Source organism: Prochlorococcus marinus str. MIT 0918 (assembly GCF_027359415.1).
GTDB lineage: Bacteria > Cyanobacteriota > Cyanobacteriia > PCC-6307 > Cyanobiaceae > Prochlorococcus_E > Prochlorococcus_E marinus_C.
This window is the reverse complement of the sequence record NZ_CP114780.1, coordinates 955,519-975,608: the sequence shown is the minus strand read 5'-3', so window position 1 is coordinate 975,608 and position 20,090 is coordinate 955,519. Positions and strand designations below refer to the sequence as shown.

The 20,090-nt window shown below is 37.8% G+C and carries 22 protein-coding genes; 13 read left to right on the top strand and 9 right to left on the bottom strand.

Translation table 11 applies throughout. From position 1 onward, the window contains the following. Positions 1 to 6: 6 nt before the first annotated feature. Positions 7 to 2,757: a DEAD/DEAH box helicase gene (locus O5636_RS05445; protein WP_269621809.1), complete on the top strand. Its 2,751-nt coding sequence runs from the start codon at positions 7 to 9 to the stop codon at positions 2,755 to 2,757. A 22-nt stretch (positions 2,758 to 2,779) separates the two neighbouring features. Here O5636_RS05445 and O5636_RS05440 read toward each other — a convergent pair whose 3' ends face one another. The 3 genes from O5636_RS05440 to O5636_RS05430 form a co-directional block, all read right to left on the bottom strand. After that, entirely contained in the window at positions 2,780 to 4,177 is a 1,398-nt protein-coding gene (locus O5636_RS05440) for a class II fumarate hydratase (RefSeq protein ID WP_269621808.1), read from the bottom strand. A gap of 64 nt (positions 4,178 to 4,241) precedes the next feature. Next, on the bottom strand, positions 4,242 to 5,537 hold the full coding sequence (purB, locus tag O5636_RS05435) for an adenylosuccinate lyase (protein ID WP_269621807.1): 1,296 nt from the start codon (positions 5,535 to 5,537) through the stop codon (positions 4,242 to 4,244). Positions 5,538 to 5,577: 40 nt separating this feature from the next. Continuing rightward, entirely contained in the window at positions 5,578 to 5,838 is a 261-nt protein-coding gene (locus O5636_RS05430; protein WP_269621806.1) for a hypothetical protein, read from the bottom strand. A 97-nt stretch (positions 5,839 to 5,935) separates the two neighbouring features. Between O5636_RS05430 and O5636_RS05425 the strand changes: the two genes are divergently transcribed. Beyond that, positions 5,936 to 6,748 carry a TlyA family RNA methyltransferase gene (locus O5636_RS05425; RefSeq protein ID WP_269621805.1) on the top strand — a complete coding sequence of 271 codons (813 nt, stop codon included), beginning with the start codon at positions 5,936 to 5,938 and terminating at the stop codon, positions 6,746 to 6,748. On the opposite strand, the gene O5636_RS05420 is transcribed toward O5636_RS05425, so the two are convergent. Together O5636_RS05420 and O5636_RS05415 are read right to left on the bottom strand one after the other, a co-directional pair. Next, positions 6,737 to 7,075: a P-II family nitrogen regulator gene (locus O5636_RS05420; RefSeq protein WP_269621804.1), complete on the bottom strand. Its 339-nt coding sequence runs from the start codon at positions 7,073 to 7,075 to the stop codon at positions 6,737 to 6,739. The two genes, O5636_RS05425 and O5636_RS05420, sit on opposite strands and share 12 nt — an antisense overlap. Before the next feature lie 41 nt (positions 7,076 to 7,116). Then, positions 7,117 to 7,344 (bottom strand): hypothetical protein, encoded by a 228-nt coding sequence (locus tag O5636_RS05415; protein ID WP_269621803.1) that lies wholly within the window; start codon positions 7,342 to 7,344, stop codon positions 7,117 to 7,119. A 214-nt stretch (positions 7,345 to 7,558) separates the two neighbouring features. Between O5636_RS05415 and queF the strand changes: the two genes are divergently transcribed. Beyond that, positions 7,559 to 7,948 carry a preQ(1) synthase gene (queF, locus tag O5636_RS05410; RefSeq protein ID WP_269621802.1) on the top strand — a complete coding sequence of 130 codons (390 nt, stop codon included), beginning with the start codon at positions 7,559 to 7,561 and terminating at the stop codon, positions 7,946 to 7,948. A 2-nt stretch (positions 7,949 to 7,950) separates the two neighbouring features. On the opposite strand, the gene O5636_RS05405 is transcribed toward queF, so the two are convergent. From O5636_RS05405 to O5636_RS05395, 3 genes are all read right to left on the bottom strand, one after another. Then, entirely contained in the window at positions 7,951 to 9,243 is a 1,293-nt protein-coding gene (locus O5636_RS05405) for a cytochrome c biogenesis protein ResB (RefSeq protein WP_269621801.1), read from the bottom strand. 3 nt (positions 9,244 to 9,246) lie between these two features. Next, positions 9,247 to 9,945: a cytochrome c biogenesis CcdA family protein gene (locus O5636_RS05400; RefSeq protein WP_269621800.1), complete on the bottom strand. Its 699-nt coding sequence runs from the start codon at positions 9,943 to 9,945 to the stop codon at positions 9,247 to 9,249. 63 nt (positions 9,946 to 10,008) lie between these two features. Then, on the bottom strand, positions 10,009 to 11,247 hold the full coding sequence (locus O5636_RS05395) for an FtsW/RodA/SpoVE family cell cycle protein (protein WP_420063755.1): 1,239 nt from the start codon (positions 11,245 to 11,247) through the stop codon (positions 10,009 to 10,011). Positions 11,248 to 11,584: 337 nt separating this feature from the next. On the opposite strand from O5636_RS05395, the gene O5636_RS05390 reads away from it, so the two are divergent. The 10 genes from O5636_RS05390 (at position 11,585) to O5636_RS05345 (ending at position 18,885) form a co-directional block, all read left to right on the top strand. Further along, the gene (locus O5636_RS05390; RefSeq protein WP_269621799.1) at positions 11,585 to 12,103 is read left to right on the top strand and encodes an ATP synthase subunit I; all 519 of its coding nucleotides are present in this window, start codon (positions 11,585 to 11,587) and stop codon (positions 12,101 to 12,103) included. Between the two features lie 82 nt (positions 12,104 to 12,185). Next, complete coding sequence (gene atpB / locus O5636_RS05385) at positions 12,186 to 12,911, top strand: F0F1 ATP synthase subunit A (protein WP_269621798.1); 726 nt, start codon at positions 12,186 to 12,188, stop codon at positions 12,909 to 12,911. Between the two features lie 167 nt (positions 12,912 to 13,078). Then, entirely contained in the window at positions 13,079 to 13,324 is a 246-nt protein-coding gene (gene atpE, locus O5636_RS05380) for an ATP synthase F0 subunit C (protein WP_269621797.1), read from the top strand. Between the two features lie 147 nt (positions 13,325 to 13,471). Further along, the gene (locus O5636_RS05375) at positions 13,472 to 13,933 is read left to right on the top strand and encodes a F0F1 ATP synthase subunit B' (protein ID WP_269621796.1); all 462 of its coding nucleotides are present in this window, start codon (positions 13,472 to 13,474) and stop codon (positions 13,931 to 13,933) included. After that, positions 13,930 to 14,445 carry a F0F1 ATP synthase subunit B gene (locus O5636_RS05370; protein WP_269621795.1) on the top strand — a complete coding sequence of 172 codons (516 nt, stop codon included), beginning with the start codon at positions 13,930 to 13,932 and terminating at the stop codon, positions 14,443 to 14,445. The genes O5636_RS05375 and O5636_RS05370 overlap by 4 nt, the downstream gene beginning before the upstream one ends. Further along, complete coding sequence (atpH, locus tag O5636_RS05365; protein ID WP_269621794.1) at positions 14,445 to 14,993, top strand: ATP synthase F1 subunit delta; 549 nt, start codon at positions 14,445 to 14,447, stop codon at positions 14,991 to 14,993. The genes O5636_RS05370 and atpH overlap by 1 nt, the downstream gene beginning before the upstream one ends. 71 nt (positions 14,994 to 15,064) lie before the next feature. Continuing rightward, positions 15,065 to 16,582: a F0F1 ATP synthase subunit alpha gene (atpA, locus tag O5636_RS05360; protein ID WP_269621793.1), complete on the top strand. Its 1,518-nt coding sequence runs from the start codon at positions 15,065 to 15,067 to the stop codon at positions 16,580 to 16,582. A 30-nt stretch (positions 16,583 to 16,612) separates the two neighbouring features. Beyond that, complete coding sequence (locus tag O5636_RS05355) at positions 16,613 to 17,563, top strand: F0F1 ATP synthase subunit gamma (protein ID WP_269621792.1); 951 nt, start codon at positions 16,613 to 16,615, stop codon at positions 17,561 to 17,563. 17 nt (positions 17,564 to 17,580) lie between these two features. Then, positions 17,581 to 17,775: a hypothetical protein gene (locus O5636_RS05350; RefSeq protein WP_269621791.1), complete on the top strand. Its 195-nt coding sequence runs from the start codon at positions 17,581 to 17,583 to the stop codon at positions 17,773 to 17,775. A gap of 6 nt (positions 17,776 to 17,781) precedes the next feature. Next, positions 17,782 to 18,885, top strand: coding sequence for a DUF3326 domain-containing protein (locus O5636_RS05345; RefSeq protein WP_269621790.1), 1,104 nt, complete (start codon positions 17,782 to 17,784; stop codon positions 18,883 to 18,885). An 8-nt stretch (positions 18,886 to 18,893) separates the two neighbouring features. On the opposite strand, the gene ald is transcribed toward O5636_RS05345, so the two are convergent. Further along, positions 18,894 to 20,033, bottom strand: coding sequence for an alanine dehydrogenase (gene ald, locus O5636_RS05340; protein WP_269621789.1), 1,140 nt, complete (start codon positions 20,031 to 20,033; stop codon positions 18,894 to 18,896). Between the last annotated feature and the right edge of the window lie 57 nt (positions 20,034 to 20,090).

Here is a 20,090-nt window from a genome sequence, read left to right as displayed (position 1 = left end):
AATCTGATGCATGAGAGTTTGGACCCAAGCAGTATTTTCTCATTTCCATTGGATGATTTTCAAATAGAAGCTATTGATGCTTTAAATCAGGGACATTCTGTAGTTGTGAGTGCCCCTACTGGATCTGGGAAAACATTGATTGGTGAGTATGCTATTTATCGTGCAATTGCTCATGGGCAAAAAGTTTTATATACCACTCCCTTAAAGGCTTTATCAAATCAAAAACTTCGAGATTTCCGCAGTCAATTTGGCTATGAAAATGTTGGACTTATGACTGGTGATTTGAGTGTGAATCGAGGTGCTTCTGTAACTGTTATGACCACAGAGATTTTCCGAAACATGCTTTATGCAGAAGCAGATGAACGTGATGATCCACTTGTTGATGTAGAAACAGTTGTCTTGGACGAATGCCACTATATGAATGATTCTCAAAGAGGGACAGTATGGGAAGAATCGATAATTCATTGTCCTTCATCTGTTCAATTAATTGCACTTTCTGCAACCGTTGCAAATGCAGGGCAATTAACTGATTGGATTCAGCAAGTTCATGGGCCTACAGAATTGATTTTCAGTGATTTCAGACCTGTCCCATTAAGTTTTTCTTTCTGTAGTGCTAAAGGACTTCACCCTTTGTTAAATGATGCGCGAACAGGTCTGCATCCAAATTGCAAAATCTGGAGACCACCAAAAGGAAAAAGACGTAAAGGGAAAGTATCTAAACCATTGCAGCCAGAAGCTCCTTCGATCTGTTTTCTTATTTCTAAAATGGTCGAACAGAATATGCTTCCTGCTATTTGTTTTATTTTTAGTCGCCGTGGATGCGACAAGGCTGTTAGGGATTTGTATGGTACGTGTGACTTGGTTTCTCGACTAGATAAAAATAAAATTGAAGAACGATTAAATGCATATGTTCAAGATAACCCAGAGGGAGTTCGCAAAGGTCCGCATGTTGAGGCCTTGAAGAAAGGTATTGCGGCTCATCATGCAGGTGTATTGCCTGCTTGGAAGGAGCTAATCGAAGAGTTGTTTCAACAAGGTTTAGTGAAAGTTGTATTCGCTACAGAGACTTTGGCTGCGGGAATCAATATGCCAGCTCGGAGTACTGTGATCTCTTCTTTATCTAAGAGAACGGAAAATGGTCATAGGCAACTTATGGGGAGTGAATTTTTACAGATGGCTGGCAGAGCTGGACGAAGAGGCTTGGATTCTCAGGGACATGTTGTAACTGTTCAAACTCGTTTTGAAGGTGTTCGTGAAGCAGGTCAATTAGCGACGAGTCCTGCCAATCCATTAATCAGTCAATTTAGTCCAAGCTATGGAATGGTTCTAAACCTTTTACAGCGTTATGACCTTGAGAAATCTAGAGAGTTAGTCCTTAGGAGTTTTGGTTGTTATTTAGCTAGTTTGGATTTGTTTGATGATGAAGAGATTGTTGATAAATTAAAAAATCAATTGGGGGCACTTCAAAATCTATCTAGGGATATACCATGGGATGATTTTGAGGATTATGAAAAACGTAAAGGCAGATTAAAGGAAGAAAGAAGATTGCTACGTATTCTTCAGAAGCAGGCCGCAGAAACTCTTGCTAATGAGCTTACTTTGGCTGTGGAGTTTGCCAGTGTTGGAACACTGATTAGTTTAAAGACCTCTTCACTAAATGAACGTGTTGTTCCTGCAGTAATCGTCGACAAGGTCGAGGGGAACACTCCTTTCCCATTGTTATTATGTCTAACTGATGAAAATGTTTGGGTTTTAATCCCTTGTAAATCTGTAGTTAGTTTACATGCAGAGTTAGCTTGCTTAGATATTCACATGGTTACTCCTCCTTCGCTTAAGCACCTAGGCGAAAAAAATTATGGTGATGAAAATAGTCGGGAATTAGCTAGGGCAATTTCTAATATGGCTAAGATTTATGATATGCGCACACCTCAATATGATCTCGCTAGTGAAGTTATTTCCCAATTAAATTTTGTTAAAACGCTAGAAGAACAATTGGTGTCATTGCCTGCACATGATTGGGGGGATCGTAAAAAATTAAAGAAACATCGCAGAAAGATTGAAGAACTAGAACTTGAAATACAGGATCGAGAAAGATTGATTCATCATCGTGCTAATCGTCATTGGGAGACTTTCTTAGCTTTGTTAGAGATTTTGGAACATTTTGGATGCCTTGAAGAATTTGAAGCAACAGAAATTGGTAGTACCGTTTCAGCTTTGCGAGGAGACAATGAGCTTTGGTTAGGACTCGTTCTGATGAGTGGGCACCTTGATGAATTACAACCAGCCCAATTAGCAGCTGTTTTACAAGCTGTTAATACAGAAGTAAATCGACCTGATCTGTGGTCTGGGTTTCCTCCTTCCTCTGAATCTTTAGAAGCTCTAAATGATCTCTCAGGGATTCGACGTGAATTATTACGAACCCAAGAACAATATCATTTAAATATTCCAATATGGTCTGAAATAGAATTTATGGGTTTAGTTGAAAAATGGGCAGCTGGCGCAACTTGGGATGAATTAATTGCAAACACCTCTCTTGATGAAGGAGATGTTGTGCGGATATTACGCCGAACAATTGACCTTCTTTCACAAATCCCTTATTGCATGGCAATTAGTAATCAGCTTAAGAACAATGCTTCTTTAGCTTTAAAAGCATTAAACCGCTTTCCAGTAAGAGAGTCTGAGGATCTTTTGTATCAAGTTGTAGGCAGTGATGGTAGTTTTAATCCGGCGACTCAAAGATTACCTAATAAAAAATGATGTTAGTATGATTACTTTGTAATTAGATATTTAATCCAGTCATCTTTTTAGGGTCAACAATTTGATCAAAGACATCTGCACCTACATAATCTAAGATAGTTGCGGCTTCCTTAAGGGTGAGGTTATTTGTGTGAGCATATTGAGCAATTTCAGAAGCTTTTTCATAACCGATTGTTGGAGCTAAACTAGTAACAAGCATTAAAGATTTCTGAAGATTATTGTTTATATTCTTAAGATTAGGTTCAAGACCTTCTAGCATAAATAATCTTGAGCTTTTACATGCGCTAGTAAGTAAATCAATGCTTTTTAGAAGATTAAAGCCGATTAGAGGTTTGTAGGCATTCATCTGTAAATGTCCGCCACTTCCAGCCATTGTCACACCATAGTCAAGTGCAATTACTTGAGTGCAAACCATTGCCATGGCTTCGCATTGTGTTGGATTGATTTTACCTGGCATTATTGAACTCCCAGGTTCATTGGCCGGTAATAATAATTCTCCTAAGCCAGCTCGTGGACCACATGATAAAAGTCGAAGATCATTAACTATTTTTAAGAGCGAAATAGCTAACATTTTGAGTTGAGACATTACCTGAACCAGACCATCATGACTTGCCATGATGGCAAATTTATTTTTTGCCGTAGTGAAAGGAAGATTAGTTGAAGTGGCAATTTCAAGTGCTATCTTTTTATCGAATTTAGAAGGAGCGTTTAGCCCTGTGCCTATTGCAGTGCCACCTAGGGGGAGTTGCAATAGTTCATCTATACTTTTCTTCAGTCGATTTCGAGCAGTAAGAAGCTGCTCTTTCCATGCTGATGCTTCTTGGCCAAGAGTAAGTGGGACTGCATCTTGAAGGTGAGTACGGCCAGTTTTTACAATTTGATCCCAATCATTTATCTTTTTTTCGAAAGTATTAATTACGAGATCAATCTCAGGTAAGAGAGTACAGCAAATTTCTTGGGATGTAGCTATTTGTATTGCTGCTGGAAAAACATCATTTGTTGATTGAGAGAGGTTGATATGATCATTGGGGTGTAAAGGTTGATGACTCCCTAAAGGATTGCTACTTTCTATTGATGCTAAATTACTAATCACCTCATTGATATTCATATTAGTTTGAGTGCCACTACCTGTTTGCCACACACTTAATGGAAATTGATCATCATGGAGACCTTTAAGAATTTTAGTGCAGGCATGAATGATTAGATCTTTGTGACTCTTCGATAATACTTCTAATTCACAGTTAACTATGGCTGCAGATTTCTTAATAATTACTAATGCATAGATAAGTTTTAAAGGAATTTTATCTTCTCCAATTGCAAAATTGATCAGGGATCTTTGTGTTTGAGCACCCCAGAGGGCACTAGATGGTACTTTTACTGTCCCAATGCTGTCATGTTCTTCTCGATATGATGTAGTCATTTAGGTTTCAATGGAATGCAGAAATGATTAGTTGTGAATGAAGGGATTGAAAAACTTCTTTGGGTTAAATTCCAAGCCGATTCCAAATAACATCTAAATTTGCTTGATGTAAATCAGTGCTAAAGCAATCATTTAATTGTCTAGTGGATAGAAAGTCAGTAATTATTTTGTCGGCATTAAGGTTAGCTTTGAAATCACCAGACTCTGTATTCCAAGCAGCATGTGCATGTTTTTGTACTAACTGATAAGCTTCTTCTCTTTGCATACCATTTTCTACAAGAGCTAAAAGGACTCGTTGACTAAAAACTACTCCTCCATAAATATTCATATTGTTAATCATATTATTTTTGTAAACACCTAGATCTTTTATTACTTCACTCATTTCTCTCAACATAAAGTGAAGTGTGATAGAGGTATCAGGTAACATCATTCTTTCGATTGAACTATGACTTATATCTCTTTCATGCCATAAAGCAACATTTTCTAGCGAAGCAACTACATAACTACGTAGCACTCTTGCAAGTCCACTAATACGCTCACTGCGAATTGGATTTCGTTTGTGAGGCATAGCTGAACTACCTTTTTGTCCTTTGGCAAATCCTTCTTCTACTTCAAGAACATCAGTTCTTTGAAGGTTTCTTATTTCCGTTGCAAATCTATCTAATGAGGAGCCAATTAATGCAAGTATTTGAACATAATTTGCATGCCTATCTCTTGAAATGACTTGTGTGCTTGCGGTATCAGGAGTTAAACCAAGATGATTACATGCAATTCTTTCAATCTCGGGATCAGTATTTGCATAAGTTCCCATTGCACCACTGATTTGTCCAACAGAGATCTCTTTTGTTAATTGTTCAAGTCTTTCTTGATTCCTAATTGTTTCTGCTAACCATCCAGCAAGTTTAAATCCAAAAGTTATTGGTTCTCCATGAATAGCATGAGACCTGCCAATCATGATTGTGTTTTTGTGTTCCTTCGCTTTTAAAAGAATTGTTTGCTTTAGTATTTTGATCTCTTCGATTAATAACTTTAAAGCAGCTTTTAATTGCAAGGCGAGGCCAGTATCCAGTACATCACTGCTTGTCATTCCCAAATGAATAAACCGTCCTGAATCTCCAATATTTTCATTTAAATTGGTGAGAAAAGCAATCACGTCGTGACGTACTTCTGATTCAATTTCCAGTATTCGTTTGGGAGAGAATTTCGCTTTTTCACGAATCTCTTTCATTGCATTTTCAGGAATTTTCCCTAGCTGCATGTTTGCCTCACATGCAGCAATTTCAACATCTAGCCAACTTTGGAATTTGGCTTGCTCTGTCCAGATTTGTCCCATTTCTGGGAGTGTGTAACGTTCAATCAAAGGGTTGTGGAATTTTAATAGAACTCAGAAAAAGTCCATTTTAAGCTGATTTTAGCCGGTTATGCGCAACTTCCCAATGAATATATCTCCCCCAACTTTGCTGCCTGACTAAACAGCGACCACCTTTGCAAACAATAACTTGGAAAGGTGGTAAATCCTTTGGTTGATTATCTAATCTGACAAAACTTCCAGGATGAAGAAGTTCTAAAAGGTTTCGATGGTGATTTATTGGCACAATATTTGAGTGCCCTGTACTTTTTTTCCCATTTTGAAAGGATTGATGAGAATACTTTTCTGACACGTCCTTTAGAAATGTATGCATAGATCCTCTAGTAGATTTTTAAAATTCACTTACTTCTGCGGTTTTTTTTCGGTTTCCTGTTTGTTTTTATGACGATATGACAAAAAAGAATCGACTTGATGTTCACTTGCTGACCAAAGGTTTGGTTGAATCTCGAGAACAGGCTCAGAAACTTATAAGAGCTGGAAAAGTAAGGGATTGTTTTGGCAAAATTCTTGATAAGCCAGGTCTAGATGTGCCCAAAGATATTTCTCTTAAGGTTCAATTCGCTCCAAAGTTTGTTTCAAGAGGTGGTGAGAAATTAGACGCTGCTTTGGTTCAATTCCCTATCAAAACACTAGATAGGGTTTGCATTGATGCAGGGATCTCTACAGGTGGTTTTACAGATTGCCTTTTAAAAAGGGGAGCATCTCTTGTTTATGGAATTGATGTTGGTTATGGGCAAATAGCATGGTCATTAAGAAATGATTCACGAGTTGTTTTAAAAGAAAGAACAAATATTCGTAATTTGAAAGCTGATGAGTTATATGGGGATTTAGCTCCTAAAGCTTCATTAGCTGTTGCAGATCTTTCATTTATATCTTTACGACTTGTCTTGCCAGCCATTAAGGCTCTTCTTGATGAGAGAAATAAAGAGGCTCTGCTTTTAATTAAGCCACAGTTTGAAGTTGGGCGTGAAAGAGTTGGTAAGGGTGGAGTTGTAAGAGAAGTAAATGCACATATTGATGCTCTTAATACAATTATCGAATTTTCTAAATTGGAAGGATGGAAGGTGCAAGGAATTATGCCTTCACCTTTAAAAGGCCCTGCAGGTAATCATGAATATTTGCTTTGGCTGAAAATGGAAGGAGTGAATCAAACCACCAACTTGGCAAAACTCGTTAAAAATACTTTGTGCTTAGAGAGCTGAATTGTCTGTTTCTCCAGTTCGAATGCGAACTACTGATTCTACGGGGGATATAAATATTTTGCCATCTCCTATTTCTCCTGTTTTAGCAGCTTCTGCAATCGCCTTTAAAACACTATCAACACTCTCATCTGAGATAACGACTTCTATTTTCAGTTTCTGCAGAAACTCTACGGTGAATTCAGAGCCTCTATACCTTTCGACTTGCCCTTTTTGACGGCCAAAACCTCTTACTTCACTTACGGTCATACCAACTATGCCTAGATTAACCAAAGCTATTTTTACATCCTCAAGTTTAAAAGGCCTGATAATTGCTTCTATTTTTTTCATAAAAAAAATTGGTGATACTAAACAACTTTAATCTGTTCTGTTTAGGAATTGCTGAAATTTAAAGCTGATTGAACTGAATTAAGTATTAATCCTGCTTCAGTAGCATCTGCTGCAAGAGCTTTAGCGTTGTTTTTTGTTAGCTTTACTTGTTGAGAAGCAATTGCTTCCCATTGACTGTCTTCGAAATGTGTTTGAAGCCAAAGCATGCCATGAACACTATTTACTCTCAGATGGACCCATTCATTGAATTCTAGAAAGCAGATGTCCATGCAAAATGTTCCTTAACTTGACTCTATTAGCGGTTGTTATGAGAATAAAGTTTGTGCTTGATGATACATATTCAATTATTTCTTTAAAAAAACTCTTTTGAGTTGCGATGATTTTTTAGCTAAAACTAATTTTTTGGATATAACACTTGTAATTAAATAAGAAAGATTTATTTTTTATTTGTTAACTCTATGATTCTTTAGTGGGTTCTTTTAAGTGAAAAAAAATCATTCTGAGTTCTATGGAGAACGATTAATTTCTAATTCCGAGATTTTTTGCTTCCCTAACCCTAGCCCTTCAAGACCATATGAGATTTCTATAGAATTACCTGAATTTACTTGTCAATGTCCCTTTTCGGGTTACCCAGATTTTGCAGTAATTAGAGTCTTATATCAACCTTTCGAAAAGGTGATAGAGCTTAAATCGATCAAGCTTTATATCAATAGTTATCGTAATCAGAAGATTTCACATGAAGAAGTAGCAAATAAAATTTTAAATGATCTAGTTTCTGCAGCAAATCCTACTTGGATGCAAATAGAAGCAGATTTCAACCCTCGTGGTAATGTTCATACAGTTATAAAAACGATTCATGGTGTAAGAAAATGAATCTATTCATATAAAGATAAAGACTTTAATATAATTGGTAATTGATTTGCTAAACCCGAAGAGTTTCTATTAGACAAACATCCTATATGTAATAATTTCTTATCATCTTCTGTAATTACCCATAGTTGGTTAGTAGATATAATACTCATCACTCCCCCTAAGAGACATATTGCAAAACCTATATAAACAAAGGGTACCCCAGGGTCATATTTGATTAGTATCCCACTACTTGGCAAAATATCGAAAACCTTTATTTGCTTATCTAAAACCTTAAAAGAACTAATATTAGGTCTTGTGATACCAATTTGCTTACCTGTTTGGTTAAATATTTTAATAGGTCCTTGCTCACTTGAAAGCGTTAGCAAAATTGATTCATTCTCCTTATTCATCCATGGTATAACTACTCCCCAAACTTGATCACCTAATTCATTAAATTTTTGAAGGGGAAGTTGTAACTTTGGACTTTCATTTATTTGAATTGTGATTGCTGCAAGTGCCCAGTCTGCTTGGTAAATAGTTAGTCCCTTAAAACGCAATGGATGATTTACGCTGATTTCTTTAGATATTATTTCGTCTGAATTTTTATTGTTTAGTGATAAGTATGAACGGAATTGTTCTGGTACACCTGAAGGACTCCTTTCAATTTCAAAATCAGTTAATTTAATACTTAGTTGATTGCTTCTGTTTGGGCTTATAAGATCGATTGATCTCCCTGGAGCGAGAAAATTTTCGAAACGTTCCCCTTTTAATACTCCAAATGTGGCTCCTATCATTAGAAGTATTAGGCCAAGATGTACTAAAGGAGGGCCAACTCTTCCAAGTAATCCTTGTCTTGCAGCTAATCTGGAGGTTTTATTTTGGACGCTCCATCCATGACTAGTTAAATATTTGTCTAGTTTTTCGATGCCGAGAGATGATTCTTGAATTTTGAATGTTTTAGATATTGCCAACTTTTGAATTTGTTTTGGATCTTTATAGTCGATCCATATCATTGCTTTTTTTAGTGCCGGCCATTGCCTTCTCCAAGTACATGCTATTAATGCACAACCAAGCCAAAAAAGAAGCCCTAAGAACCAATTGCTTGAGTAAACATGGTTTAACTGTAGACGAATTACCCAATCTCCATTAATTATCCCTAGGAATTTATTGATTTGGTATTTAGAGAGATAAGCCTCAAGAGGCTCTCCTTGTGGAAGAGCTGTGCCAATGCCACTTGCTAATGCAATCAAAATGATAAGTACTATAGAAACTTTTAAACTTGATAACCAATTCAAAATTTTCAGCGTATATTTCATGGCTTATATCCATCTAGCAAAAAGGCTTAGAAAGCCAATTATTACAAAAAACATTCCGCTCATTAATGGGATCCAACTACTAATAGAACGAAGAGAAAGAAGTTTTGGAATTGTTGCAGCTGTTGTTCCTGCTATGAGCAAAGGTATAACTTGCCCTGTTCCAAAAACTGCTAGAAGAAAAACCCCAGTTATAGGATTACCATTATCTGCCATCCAGGCAAGCAGAACTGCTAATACAGGGGTGGTGCATGGTGATGCTGCTAAGCCAAATGTTAAGCCTGCTGCAATTGGTGCAAGAGGTTCTGGCACTTTTTCTTTTAACCAATTTGGATCTGGCCCAATAGGCATTTGTAGTTGAAATATTCCTAGAAGATTCATTCCCATACAAATAGTAATTATTGGGACTAGTAAACCTATCTTTAATGGGATTTGCCCATAAACTTTTCCAAAAAGGCCACTTAAACTTCCTAGTATTACTAAAGAAAGAACAATACCACTGCAAAAAAATAGACTTCTTACGGATGGTTTTTTGTTGTCTTGAAACCCTGCAAGATAAGCAATGGTTACAGGCAATAGTGATAAAGAACAAGGCCCTAAACTTGTTAATAAACCACTTATAAAAATAATTATTATTGTTGTTGGTCCAGGAGAACTCAAACCATTAGTAATCAATTGCTCACTTTTGAGAGCCAAGTCAGACATTGCAAGGTCTGGAAAATTAATAACAAACTCCTTGATTACTTCTTTAATTTAATCTTTTAGGATCTATCTGAGTTCTTTTTTAATTTTTAATCCACCAATTAATCCTGTGGATTCAAGTGCGCATCTTAAGAGGATGCCGCCTACTAGAAAACTAGATAATAATGAATTGCCTCCATAACTAACAAAAGGAAGAGGAAGTCCAGTTGTTGGCATTGCTCCCGCAGTAACAGCTAAATGCAAGATCGATTGCCCTATAAGCATAGTGCTGCAACCAATTGCTATGAGTTTGGAATAATTATTTCTACTTCTCAAAGATATTCTTAAGCCAAGGAATGCAATTAAAACAAAAAATGAAATGAGCATTATGGAACCTACAAATCCAAACTCTTCTGCGAATACCGAAAAAATAAAATCTGTACTTAGGAAAGGTAAATAAAGAAGCTTTTGAGTAGAAAGACCATATCCCTCTCCAAATAGGCCCCCAGAACCTATCGCCATGAGACTTTGGATAAGTTGATATCCATTCCCTTCAGGATCTTGCCATGGGTTTAGGAATGATGTGACTCGAAGAAGTTGATATTGGTATCTAGTAATACTCCATATCCCTAATGATCCTCCTAATAGTGAAGCTGAAATAAGACTTTTAAAACTTATTCCTGAAGAAAGTGCCATCATCCAAATGAGCATGCCTATTAATGCTGCTGTACTTAAGTTTGGCTGTTTAAGTATTAAAAGAATTAACATTCCTAAAAGACTTAGCTCTAATAGCTTTTGACCATTTTTTATTCTTTTCCATTGAGCAAATATATTAGCTGATTGAAGAATTACAAATGGTTTAACTATTTCAGATGGTTGAATTAGAATAGGGCCAAGAATTAACCACCTAGAGGCGCCATTAATTGTGTTCCCAAAGAGTAGAGTTGATCCAACTAATACTATGCAAATTATCAAACCAGCTTTAGAAATCCTTAACCATCTTCTTAGATTTATTGATATGGCTAACCATGCAATAGTCCAACTCGCTAAAAGCCATAAGAGTTGTTTTTTTATGAAATAACTTCCGTCTCCCATTTCTTTACTTGCTTCCCACCAGCTTGCAGATCCAAGTATTAATAAGCCTGCAATACTCCAAACGAAAATCAGTGCTAATAGTAACTTTGCTTCAGAGGGCCATAGCTCCCAAGGCAGTGGTATAAACCTTTCCCATAATTGATTTCTTTCTATATTTCTTGTAGAATATACTTTTGAAATCTTTGGCGATACTCGCTTTCGACTTATTCTTTTTATTGATGGACTACTCAATTTCTTTTGTTGGAAATTGTTTTTCCTATTGAGCCGTCTTTTTTGACTTTTGCCAAGTGCTTAGAAGAAATATTTATATTAAATTCATTAGAGTTAATTATTTATTTATTTAAAGACATTAATCTTAAATAGAGATACGTATACTTATATTGTTTAAGCTTGTATTGATTTAACGATAATTAAATTAAGATTAGAATAAATCTAAGAGCTTTTTATTCAATATAGATCAATCTTATTGGAATTTTTTGTAAAAAGAGTTTTTTTGTAAGTATTTATTTTCAATAGAACAATTTTTTAGGTGGTTTTTCAGTTTTGGCTCGGTTTTTTTACCTACTGCATGGTAGATTCCGCGGGCCTTTGGAGTAAGGAGCTCTTGCTGGCATCTCGTCTTGTTTTACCTTTCAAGAACTCTTCTAATGAAGAGGATTCTGTAACGTGTTCAGATGTAGAAGCTAGTAATCTGCTAAAGCCTTCAATTGACCTTGGTTCTTTAGATGCCATGTCTAAAGACTCATCCCAAGAATATGTGACTTTTCAACGTCACATTTATAGGATGACTTTGGTTTTAACACTCTTTTTTGGATTGTTAACTGCCATTTTTTTGGATTTGAGTGCTGCTATTAGTCTTCTTTTAGGAGCTTTATGTGGAATTCTTTATTTGAGGCTTCTGGCTAAAAGTATTGGATCACTAGGACGAACTTCGAATTCAATCGGTAAGGTTCAATTGCTTGTGCCGGTTTTACTAGTTTTGGTAATTACAAAATTGCCATTTCTTGAATTATTGCCTTCTTTAGCTGGCTTTTTACTATATAAACCATCTTTCATTATTCATTTTTTATTTAAGCGTTCTGCTTGAAAAACTATGGGGATTTTAAATTGATGGATTTGAAGGCTGATCAAGACTCAATGTCGCTTATGCGATTATTTATTTTTTAAAAATGGGTACCTCTCCATTTGCTTTAACTTTTGCTGCTTTAGAAGTTGGTCAACATCTTTATTGGCAGATAGGAAACTTAAGAATTCATGGACAGGTTTTTATGACCTCTTGGATTCTTATTGGTGCATTGCTGACTCTTGTTGTAGTTGGCACCAAAAAGATGGAACGTGATCCTAAAGGTGTGCAGAACCTTCTTGAATTCCTTTGGGATTACATTCGCGATTTGGCACGCACGCAGATAGGAGAAAAAGTCTATAGAGACTGGATGCCATTTATAGGCACTCTTTTCTTGTTCATTTTCGTGAGCAATTGGGGAGGAGCTTTGATCCCTTGGAAGTTAATTGAATTACCTAGTGGAGAATTAGGGGCCCCTACGGCGGATATCAATACAACCGTCGCATTAGCTCTTTTAGTTTCACTTTCTTATTTTTATGCGGGCTTGAGCAACAAAGGATTGCGGTACTTCGAGTATTACGTTCATCCAACGCCAATCATGCTCCCCTTCAAGATTGTTGAAGATTTCACTAAGCCTCTTTCACTTTCCTTCCGTTTGTTTGGGAACATCTTGGCGGATGAACTTGTTGTTGCTGTTCTAGTTTTTCTAGTACCACTTGTTCTACCTGTTCCTGTAATGTTTCTCGGTTTGTTTACAAGTGCTATTCAAGCCCTGATTTTTGCCACTCTTGCTGCTTACTACATCGGTGAAGCAGTTGAAGAGCATCATTAATCAAAACTTTCTTGTCAGATTTGTTTAATCTTTCTGGCAAAACCCTTGCGATTAGGTCCTTTTATTTTTGGGCCCATCTTATGAACTATGAGATGACCCCCTCGCAGGTATAAACTCCCGGTTTCTCTTAAATTCGCGCTTAGAAGGCGCTTCACCTTAGCTCAATTATGGATTCCATTACGACCGCCGCTTCTGTTGTTGCCGCTGGTTTGGCTGTAGGCCTAGGCGCTATAGGCCCTGGTATAGGTCAGGGTAGTGCTGCTCAAGGCGCAGTAGAGGGTATAGCCCGCCAGCCTGAAGCGGAAGGCAAAATCAGAGGTACTCTCCTGCTTTCTTTCGCTTTCATGGAATCACTAACCATATATGGTCTTGTGGTTGCTTTGGTTCTGCTTTTTGCTAACCCATTTTCTTGATAAGTAGTTCAATCAAGAGGTTGATCTTTAATCGAATAAATTTTTATTTGGTTAATTGATCTATCTCCAACTTGATCTGATCTTTCTATTCCCTTCAGTCCTTAAAAACTTTTTAAGGTCCATTTTAATTTCACGCACCCCTGCCAAATGACCAGCTTGCTTCTATTTGGTGCTAGTGAGGGAGGTCTGTTTGACTTTGATGCAACTTTGCCTCTTATGGCTGCTCAAGTTGTTCTCCTCACATTCATCCTTAATGCTTTGTTCTTTAAACCCGTTGGAAGGGTTGTAGAGGAAAGGGAAGACTATGTCACAACTAGTCGAGCTGAAGCTAAAAAGAAGCTTGCTGAGGTTTCAAAGCTTGAAGTTGATTTAAAAAAACAACTCAAAGAAGCTCGTCAGGCTGCACAACAAGTTATTACTGAAGCTGAAGAAGATTCTGAGAAGCTTTATCGAGAGGCTTTGGCTTTGGCAACTTCTGAAGCTAATGCTTCTAGAGAGCAAGCAAGACGTGAGATTGACACACAAAAAAACCAGGCACTAAAGCAGCTAAATTCAGATGCTGAAAAACTTGGCGATTTGATTGTTAAAAGATTACTAGCAGCCAAATGAATGATTCTCTAATTTTCGCAACAGAAGGCTTTGGATTAAATCTCAATTTATTTGAGACAAATATTCTTAATTTAGCTGTTGTTGTTTTTGGTCTTTACAAATTTCTTCCCAATTTCTTGGGATCAATGCTTGAGCGTCGGCGCTCTGCAATTTTGCAGGATCTTAAAGATGCTGAAGACCGATTAGAAGACGCCGCTATCTCTCTTAACCAAGCAAAAAAAGATCTTGCATCTGCTGAACAAAAAGCAGGCAAGATTCGTAATGATTGCAAGGAACGAGCTGAAGCTATTCGTTTGGAAAGTGAAAAACGCACTGTAGAGGAAATGGCTAGAATTAAACAAGGTGCTGCTTCAGATCTCAATCTAGAGGCCGCCAGAGTCAGTGGTCAGTTGCGCAGAGAAGCTGCAAGATTGGCAATTGAAAAAGCCTTATCTTCTTTGTCTAATAGTCTTGATGATAAAGCCCAAGACAAGTTCTTAAGACAATCAATCAAAAACATAGGAGATATCTGATGCCACTTCTTAACACCATCACTACTCCATATGCAGAAGCATTCCTGCAAGTTGCTGAAAGTCGAAATGAAGTTGATGAAGTAGTTTCTCAATCTAAGTCTCTACTTGAATTATGGAATGATTCCTCAGAATTGAGTAATGCCATGGCTTCCCCAGTTCTTGAAATCGAAACAAAAAAAGCCTTTATTGAAAAGATTTTTTCTAAGGACTTAACTCCTTCTTTTCTAAACCTTTTGAAATTATTGGCTGATCGTCAACGTATTGGGTTGTTGGATTCTGTCCTTATTAGGTTTTTGGAGCTGTATCGCGAACAACGTAACATTGCATTAGCAACTGTCACCTCTGCAACTGCGTTAAATGATAATCAGCAGGACGAAATTCTTAAGACAGTTCAATCAGTTGCAGGCACTGATAACTTAGAGCTTAATTTGAAAGTAGACCCTACTTTGATAGGTGGTTTTATTGTTAATGTTGGCTCTAAGGTTATTGATGCAAGTCTTTCTGGACAGGTTCGAAGATTGGGTCTTGAGCTATCAAAAGTAAACTAGCTCTATCCAACTTTCAGAACAACCTTCTTTTCTAGTTCACCACTTTTTCTCTTTCATCACACTCTCCTCCCATGGTTTCTATACGCCCCGACGAAATCAGTTCACTTCTGAAGAAACAGATAGCTGATTATGATAAGTCTGTTTCTGTAAGCAATGTAGGTACCGTTCTTCAAATCGGTGATGGAATTGCACGAGTCTATGGTCTTGAAAAGGCGATGGCTGGGGAATTAGTAGAATTCGAAGATGGCACAGAAGGAATTGCATTAAATCTCGAAGACGACAATGTAGGTGCCGTTCTCATGGGAGAAGGCTTAGGCATTCAAGAAGGAAGTACTGTTAAGGCTACTGGAAAGATAGCTTCTGTACCTGTTGGAGATGCAATGTTAGGTAGGGTTGTGAACCCACTTGGGCAACCAGTAGATGGTAATGGTGAAATTGCTACTAGCGACTCTCGTCTTATTGAATCATTAGCACCTGGAATTATTAAAAGGAAATCTGTTCATGAGCCTATGCAAACAGGCATTACTTCTATAGATGCAATGATACCTATAGGTCGAGGTCAACGTGAATTGATAATTGGAGACCGTCAAACAGGTAAGACAGCTATTGCAATCGATACAATTATCAATCAGAAGGGGCAAGATGTTGTATGTGTATATGTCGCTGTTGGTCAAAAGTCTGCATCTGTTGCGCAAGTGGTAGAAGTTTTAAGAGAAAAGGGAGCTCTTGAATATACAATTGTTGTTAATGCCAGTGCCTCAGAGCCTGCAGCACTTCAATATTTAGCACCTTATACAGGTGCCGCTATTGCAGAGCACTTTATGTATCAAGGCAAGGCTACCTTGGTGATCTATGACGATTTAACCAAGCAAGCTCAGGCTTATCGTCAGATGTCTCTCCTGTTACGTCGTCCACCAGGACGTGAAGCTTATCCTGGTGATGTTTTCTATTGTCATAGCCGTTTGTTGGAAAGAGCAGCAAAACTTTCTGATGCTATGGGTAGTGGATCAATGACAGCATTACCTATAATTGAAACTCAAGCAGGAGATGTATCCGCATATATCCCTACCAATGTCATATCAATTACTGATGGTCAGATTTTCTTAAGTGCTGATTTATTTAATTCAGGTTTAAGACCTGCAATTAATGTTGGGATTTCAGTGAGTCGTGTTGGAGGGGCAGCCCAAACAAAAGCGATTAAGAAGATTGCAGGTACATTGAAACTTGAATTAGCTCAGTTTGATGAATTAGCTGCGTTCTCTCAATTTGCTTCTGATTTGGATGAAGCAACTCAACAACAACTTGAAAGAGGAAAGCGTTTAAGAGAGCTTCTTAAACAAGCACAATTTGCTCCTTTGAATCTTGCAGAACAAGTTGCAGTAGTTTATGCAGGTGTAAAAGGTTTGATTGATGAAGTTCCTGTAGATCAAGTAACACAATTTGCGTCCGAATTACGTGATTATTTAAAAACAAGTAAGCCAGACTTTATCAATAAGGTTTTGACAGAGAAAAAACTTGATGATGAGATTGAGTCTGTACTTAAAGAGTCAATCAACGAGGTTAAAACCTCAATGTTGGCAGCTGCTTAAACCTTAGGTTACCCAGGAGATTATTGATTTATGGCAAACCTAAAAGAAATTAGGGACAGGATTGTTTCAGTTAAAAACACTCGAAAAATAACTGAAGCAATGCGCTTGGTTGCAGCTGCAAAAGTTAGGAGAGCACAAGAGCAGGTTCTTAGAAGCCGACCTTTTGCTGATCGCTTAGCAAGAGTTCTTCAGAACATCCAATCAAGGATGCAATTTGAGGCAGCAGACTCTCCCCTGCTCAAAACTCGTGATGTTCAAAACGTTACTTTGCTAGCAGTTACTGGAGATCGCGGTTTATGTGGTGGTTATAACACTAATGTGATTAAGCTTACTGAGCAACGTTATGGGGAATTAAAGAAGCAGGGTTTTGATATTGATCTGGTTCTCATTGGTCGCAAGGCTATTACTTATTTCCAAAACAGAAGTAGTCAGTACAAGATACGTGCTTCTTTTCAGGATTTAGAACAAGTGCCTACATCTAAAGACGCAGAGGGGGCCACTAGTGAAGTGTTATCTGAGTTTCTTTCAGAAAGCACTGATCGGGTTGAGGTGATTTATACAAAATTTATTAGCTTAGTTAGTTGTAGTCCTGTTGTTCAGACTCTGCTTCCTCTGGACCCTCAGGGAATTGCTCAAGAGGATGATGAAATCTTTAGAATAACTACAAAAGATAGCCGGCTTGTAATTGAAAAAGATTCTGCTCCAGCCAATGAAGAGCCTAAGCTATCTTCAGATGTGGTTTTCGAACAGAGTCCAGATGAATTATTAAATTCCTTATTGCCACTATATTTGCAAAACCAACTACTTAGAGCGCTTCAAGAAGCAGCAGCTTCTGAATTGGCAAGTCGAATGACTGCAATGAATAATGCTAGCGATAATGCTAAAGAATTGGCTAAGACTTTAAATCTTACATATAATAAGGCTCGTCAAGCTGCAATTACTCAAGAAATTCTTGAGGTTGTTGGTGGAGCTGGCGGATAAGTATTTTAGGTGGAAATGTGAGACTTCAGTCTCTAGAGCTCGAATTAGATTGGCCAGTTGAAATGCCACTAAATTCTTTAAGAGTATTCATATTGAGTAAATTAAGTCAGTATGGAGATCCTCTTAGGTGGTCAATTGCAAGTATTAGTTTTGATGAGGAATTAGATTGTTCTAGGAAATTAAGGATTGAAGCAGTATTGATCATTGATTAGTTTTAGATGACTTCTTCCCCATTGCCATCTCTTTTAGTAATTCCCACGGGAATTGGCTGTGAAATAGGGGGTTATGCTGGTGATGCCATTCCTTTTGCACGTTTATTAGCTGCAGCTAGTGGATGCTTGATTACCCATCCAAATGTAATGAATGGGGCTTCATTGTTTTGGGATGATAAGAGGATTCAATATGTTGAAGGTTTTGCGCTAGATCAATTTGCTTGTGGTGAATTGATGTTGAGCCCTGTTCGTAAACAAAAAGTAGGTGTTCTATTTGATGCAGGATTAGAAGAAGAATTGCATCAAAGACATATTCATGTTGTTGATGCGTGCCGAGCTACTTTGGGTATTGATATTGGACCTGTTGTTGCTACTGAGTCACCACTTGAAATGCGTTTTAAAACATCTTCTAGTGGAGCTAGTACAGGCGAAATTATTAACCCTAGATTATTAGTAAAGGCTGGTGAGAGATTAAAAGATGAAGGTGCGACTGCTATAGCTGTAGTTACAAGATTTCCTGATGATATAGAAAGCAATAGTTTGGAGGCTTATCGGAAGGGAAGAGGTGTAGATGTAATTGCAGGAGCTGAGGCTTTGATTAGTCATTTATTAGTTCGTCATTTATGTCTACCATGCGCACATGCCCCTGCAATGTTCCCTTTGCCAATAGATGAATGTCTAGACCCACGTGCAGCGGCAGAAGAAATCGGATATACATTTTTATCATCTGTATTGGTTGGTTTAAGTCGAGCACCTAATTTAATTCCTAAGAGTGATGATATTGAAAAAATGAATTTAGGGTTAAATCTACCTTTAATAGGTGTTGAACAAGTTGGTGCTATTATTGCACCTCAAGGTGCACTTGGTGGAGAGGCTGTCTTAGCGTGTATTGCAAGAAGAATTCCATTGATTGTTGTAGCTAATTCAGGAATCCTAAGTGTAGGTTTAGATGCTCTAGGGCTTTCTTCAGATTTGCAATTAAAAAAAAACATGCCGATTTTTTCTGTAAAAAATTACTTGGAAGCAGCTTCTATAGTATTAGCGTTGAGAGAAGGTTTATCTATTGATTCATTAATGAGACCAATAAAAAAGGTAACTGTTAGTAAATAAAATAATGATTAATTTAAACATGCCATTGGGTGCCTTGGATGCAGGTTAAGAGCTTTTGCTACGCCAGGGTGGCATACTGATCCTTTAATTGTATTGAGCCCAGAGACTATTTCTGGCCGTTCAGTAATAGCACCTTCAAGACCACGACCTGCAATGCAAAGAATATATGGCAGAGTTACACTAACCAAAGCTTCTGTTGAAGTAAAAGGCACTGCGCCAGGCATATTACTTACAGCGTAATGTTCAACACCTTTAATATTGATAGTGGGTTTGGTATGAGTTGTTTCTTTGCTAGTAGCAATACAACCCCCTTGATCTATAGCTACATCAACGATAACTGATTTGCTTTTCATTTGTTCAACCATTCTTTCATCAACGAGTGTAGGTGCTCTCCCGCCTGGAGTAAGCACCGCCCCAATAATAAGATCAGCAGTTGGGATTAGCCGCTCTATAAGACCTCTACTGCTCACAACGCTTACCAGTCTTCCTTTTCGGTGTGCTTCTAGTTTGCGCAATCTCTCAGGTGAGCGGTCTAGTAGCATCACTTCCGCATCCATATTTGCTGCAAGTCTTGCAGCATTCCATCCAACAGTACCTGCACCTAAAACAATTACTCGTGCAGGCCGGACTCCAGTGCAGCCTCCTATGAGAACTCCTCTTCCTCCATTAGGCTTTTCAAGTAAATGTGCACCTACTTGAGCAGCTAATCGCCCGGCTATTTCACTCATTGGTGCTAATAGAGGGAGGGTACCGTCTTCCATCTGAACTGTTTCGTAGCCGATACTTGTAGTACCAGCTTTAAGTAATGCTTCGCCAACTTTTGGATATGCAGCTAAGTGTAGATATGTAAAAAGAACCATGTCTTCACGAAGTAGTTGATACTCTTCTTCCTGAGGTTCCTTGACCTTTACAATTAAGTGTGAGGACCAGGCTTCATCTCTGCTAACAATTTTTGCTCCTGCAAGTGCAAAAGATTGATCTTCAATTCCTACACCTGTTCCAGCACCTGTTTGCACACGAACTTCAAGCCCTTGAGATACTAGCTCTTTTACACCATCGGGAGTAATGGCAACTCTAAGTTCGTCTGACTTGATTTCTTTAGGGATGCCGATACTAGAAATCGGCGCTGAGAGAACTGAAGATGGCATTTAAGTTTGAGAAATTAGGTAGAGCATTGGCATTTAAAATAATTCTCCACGTAACTG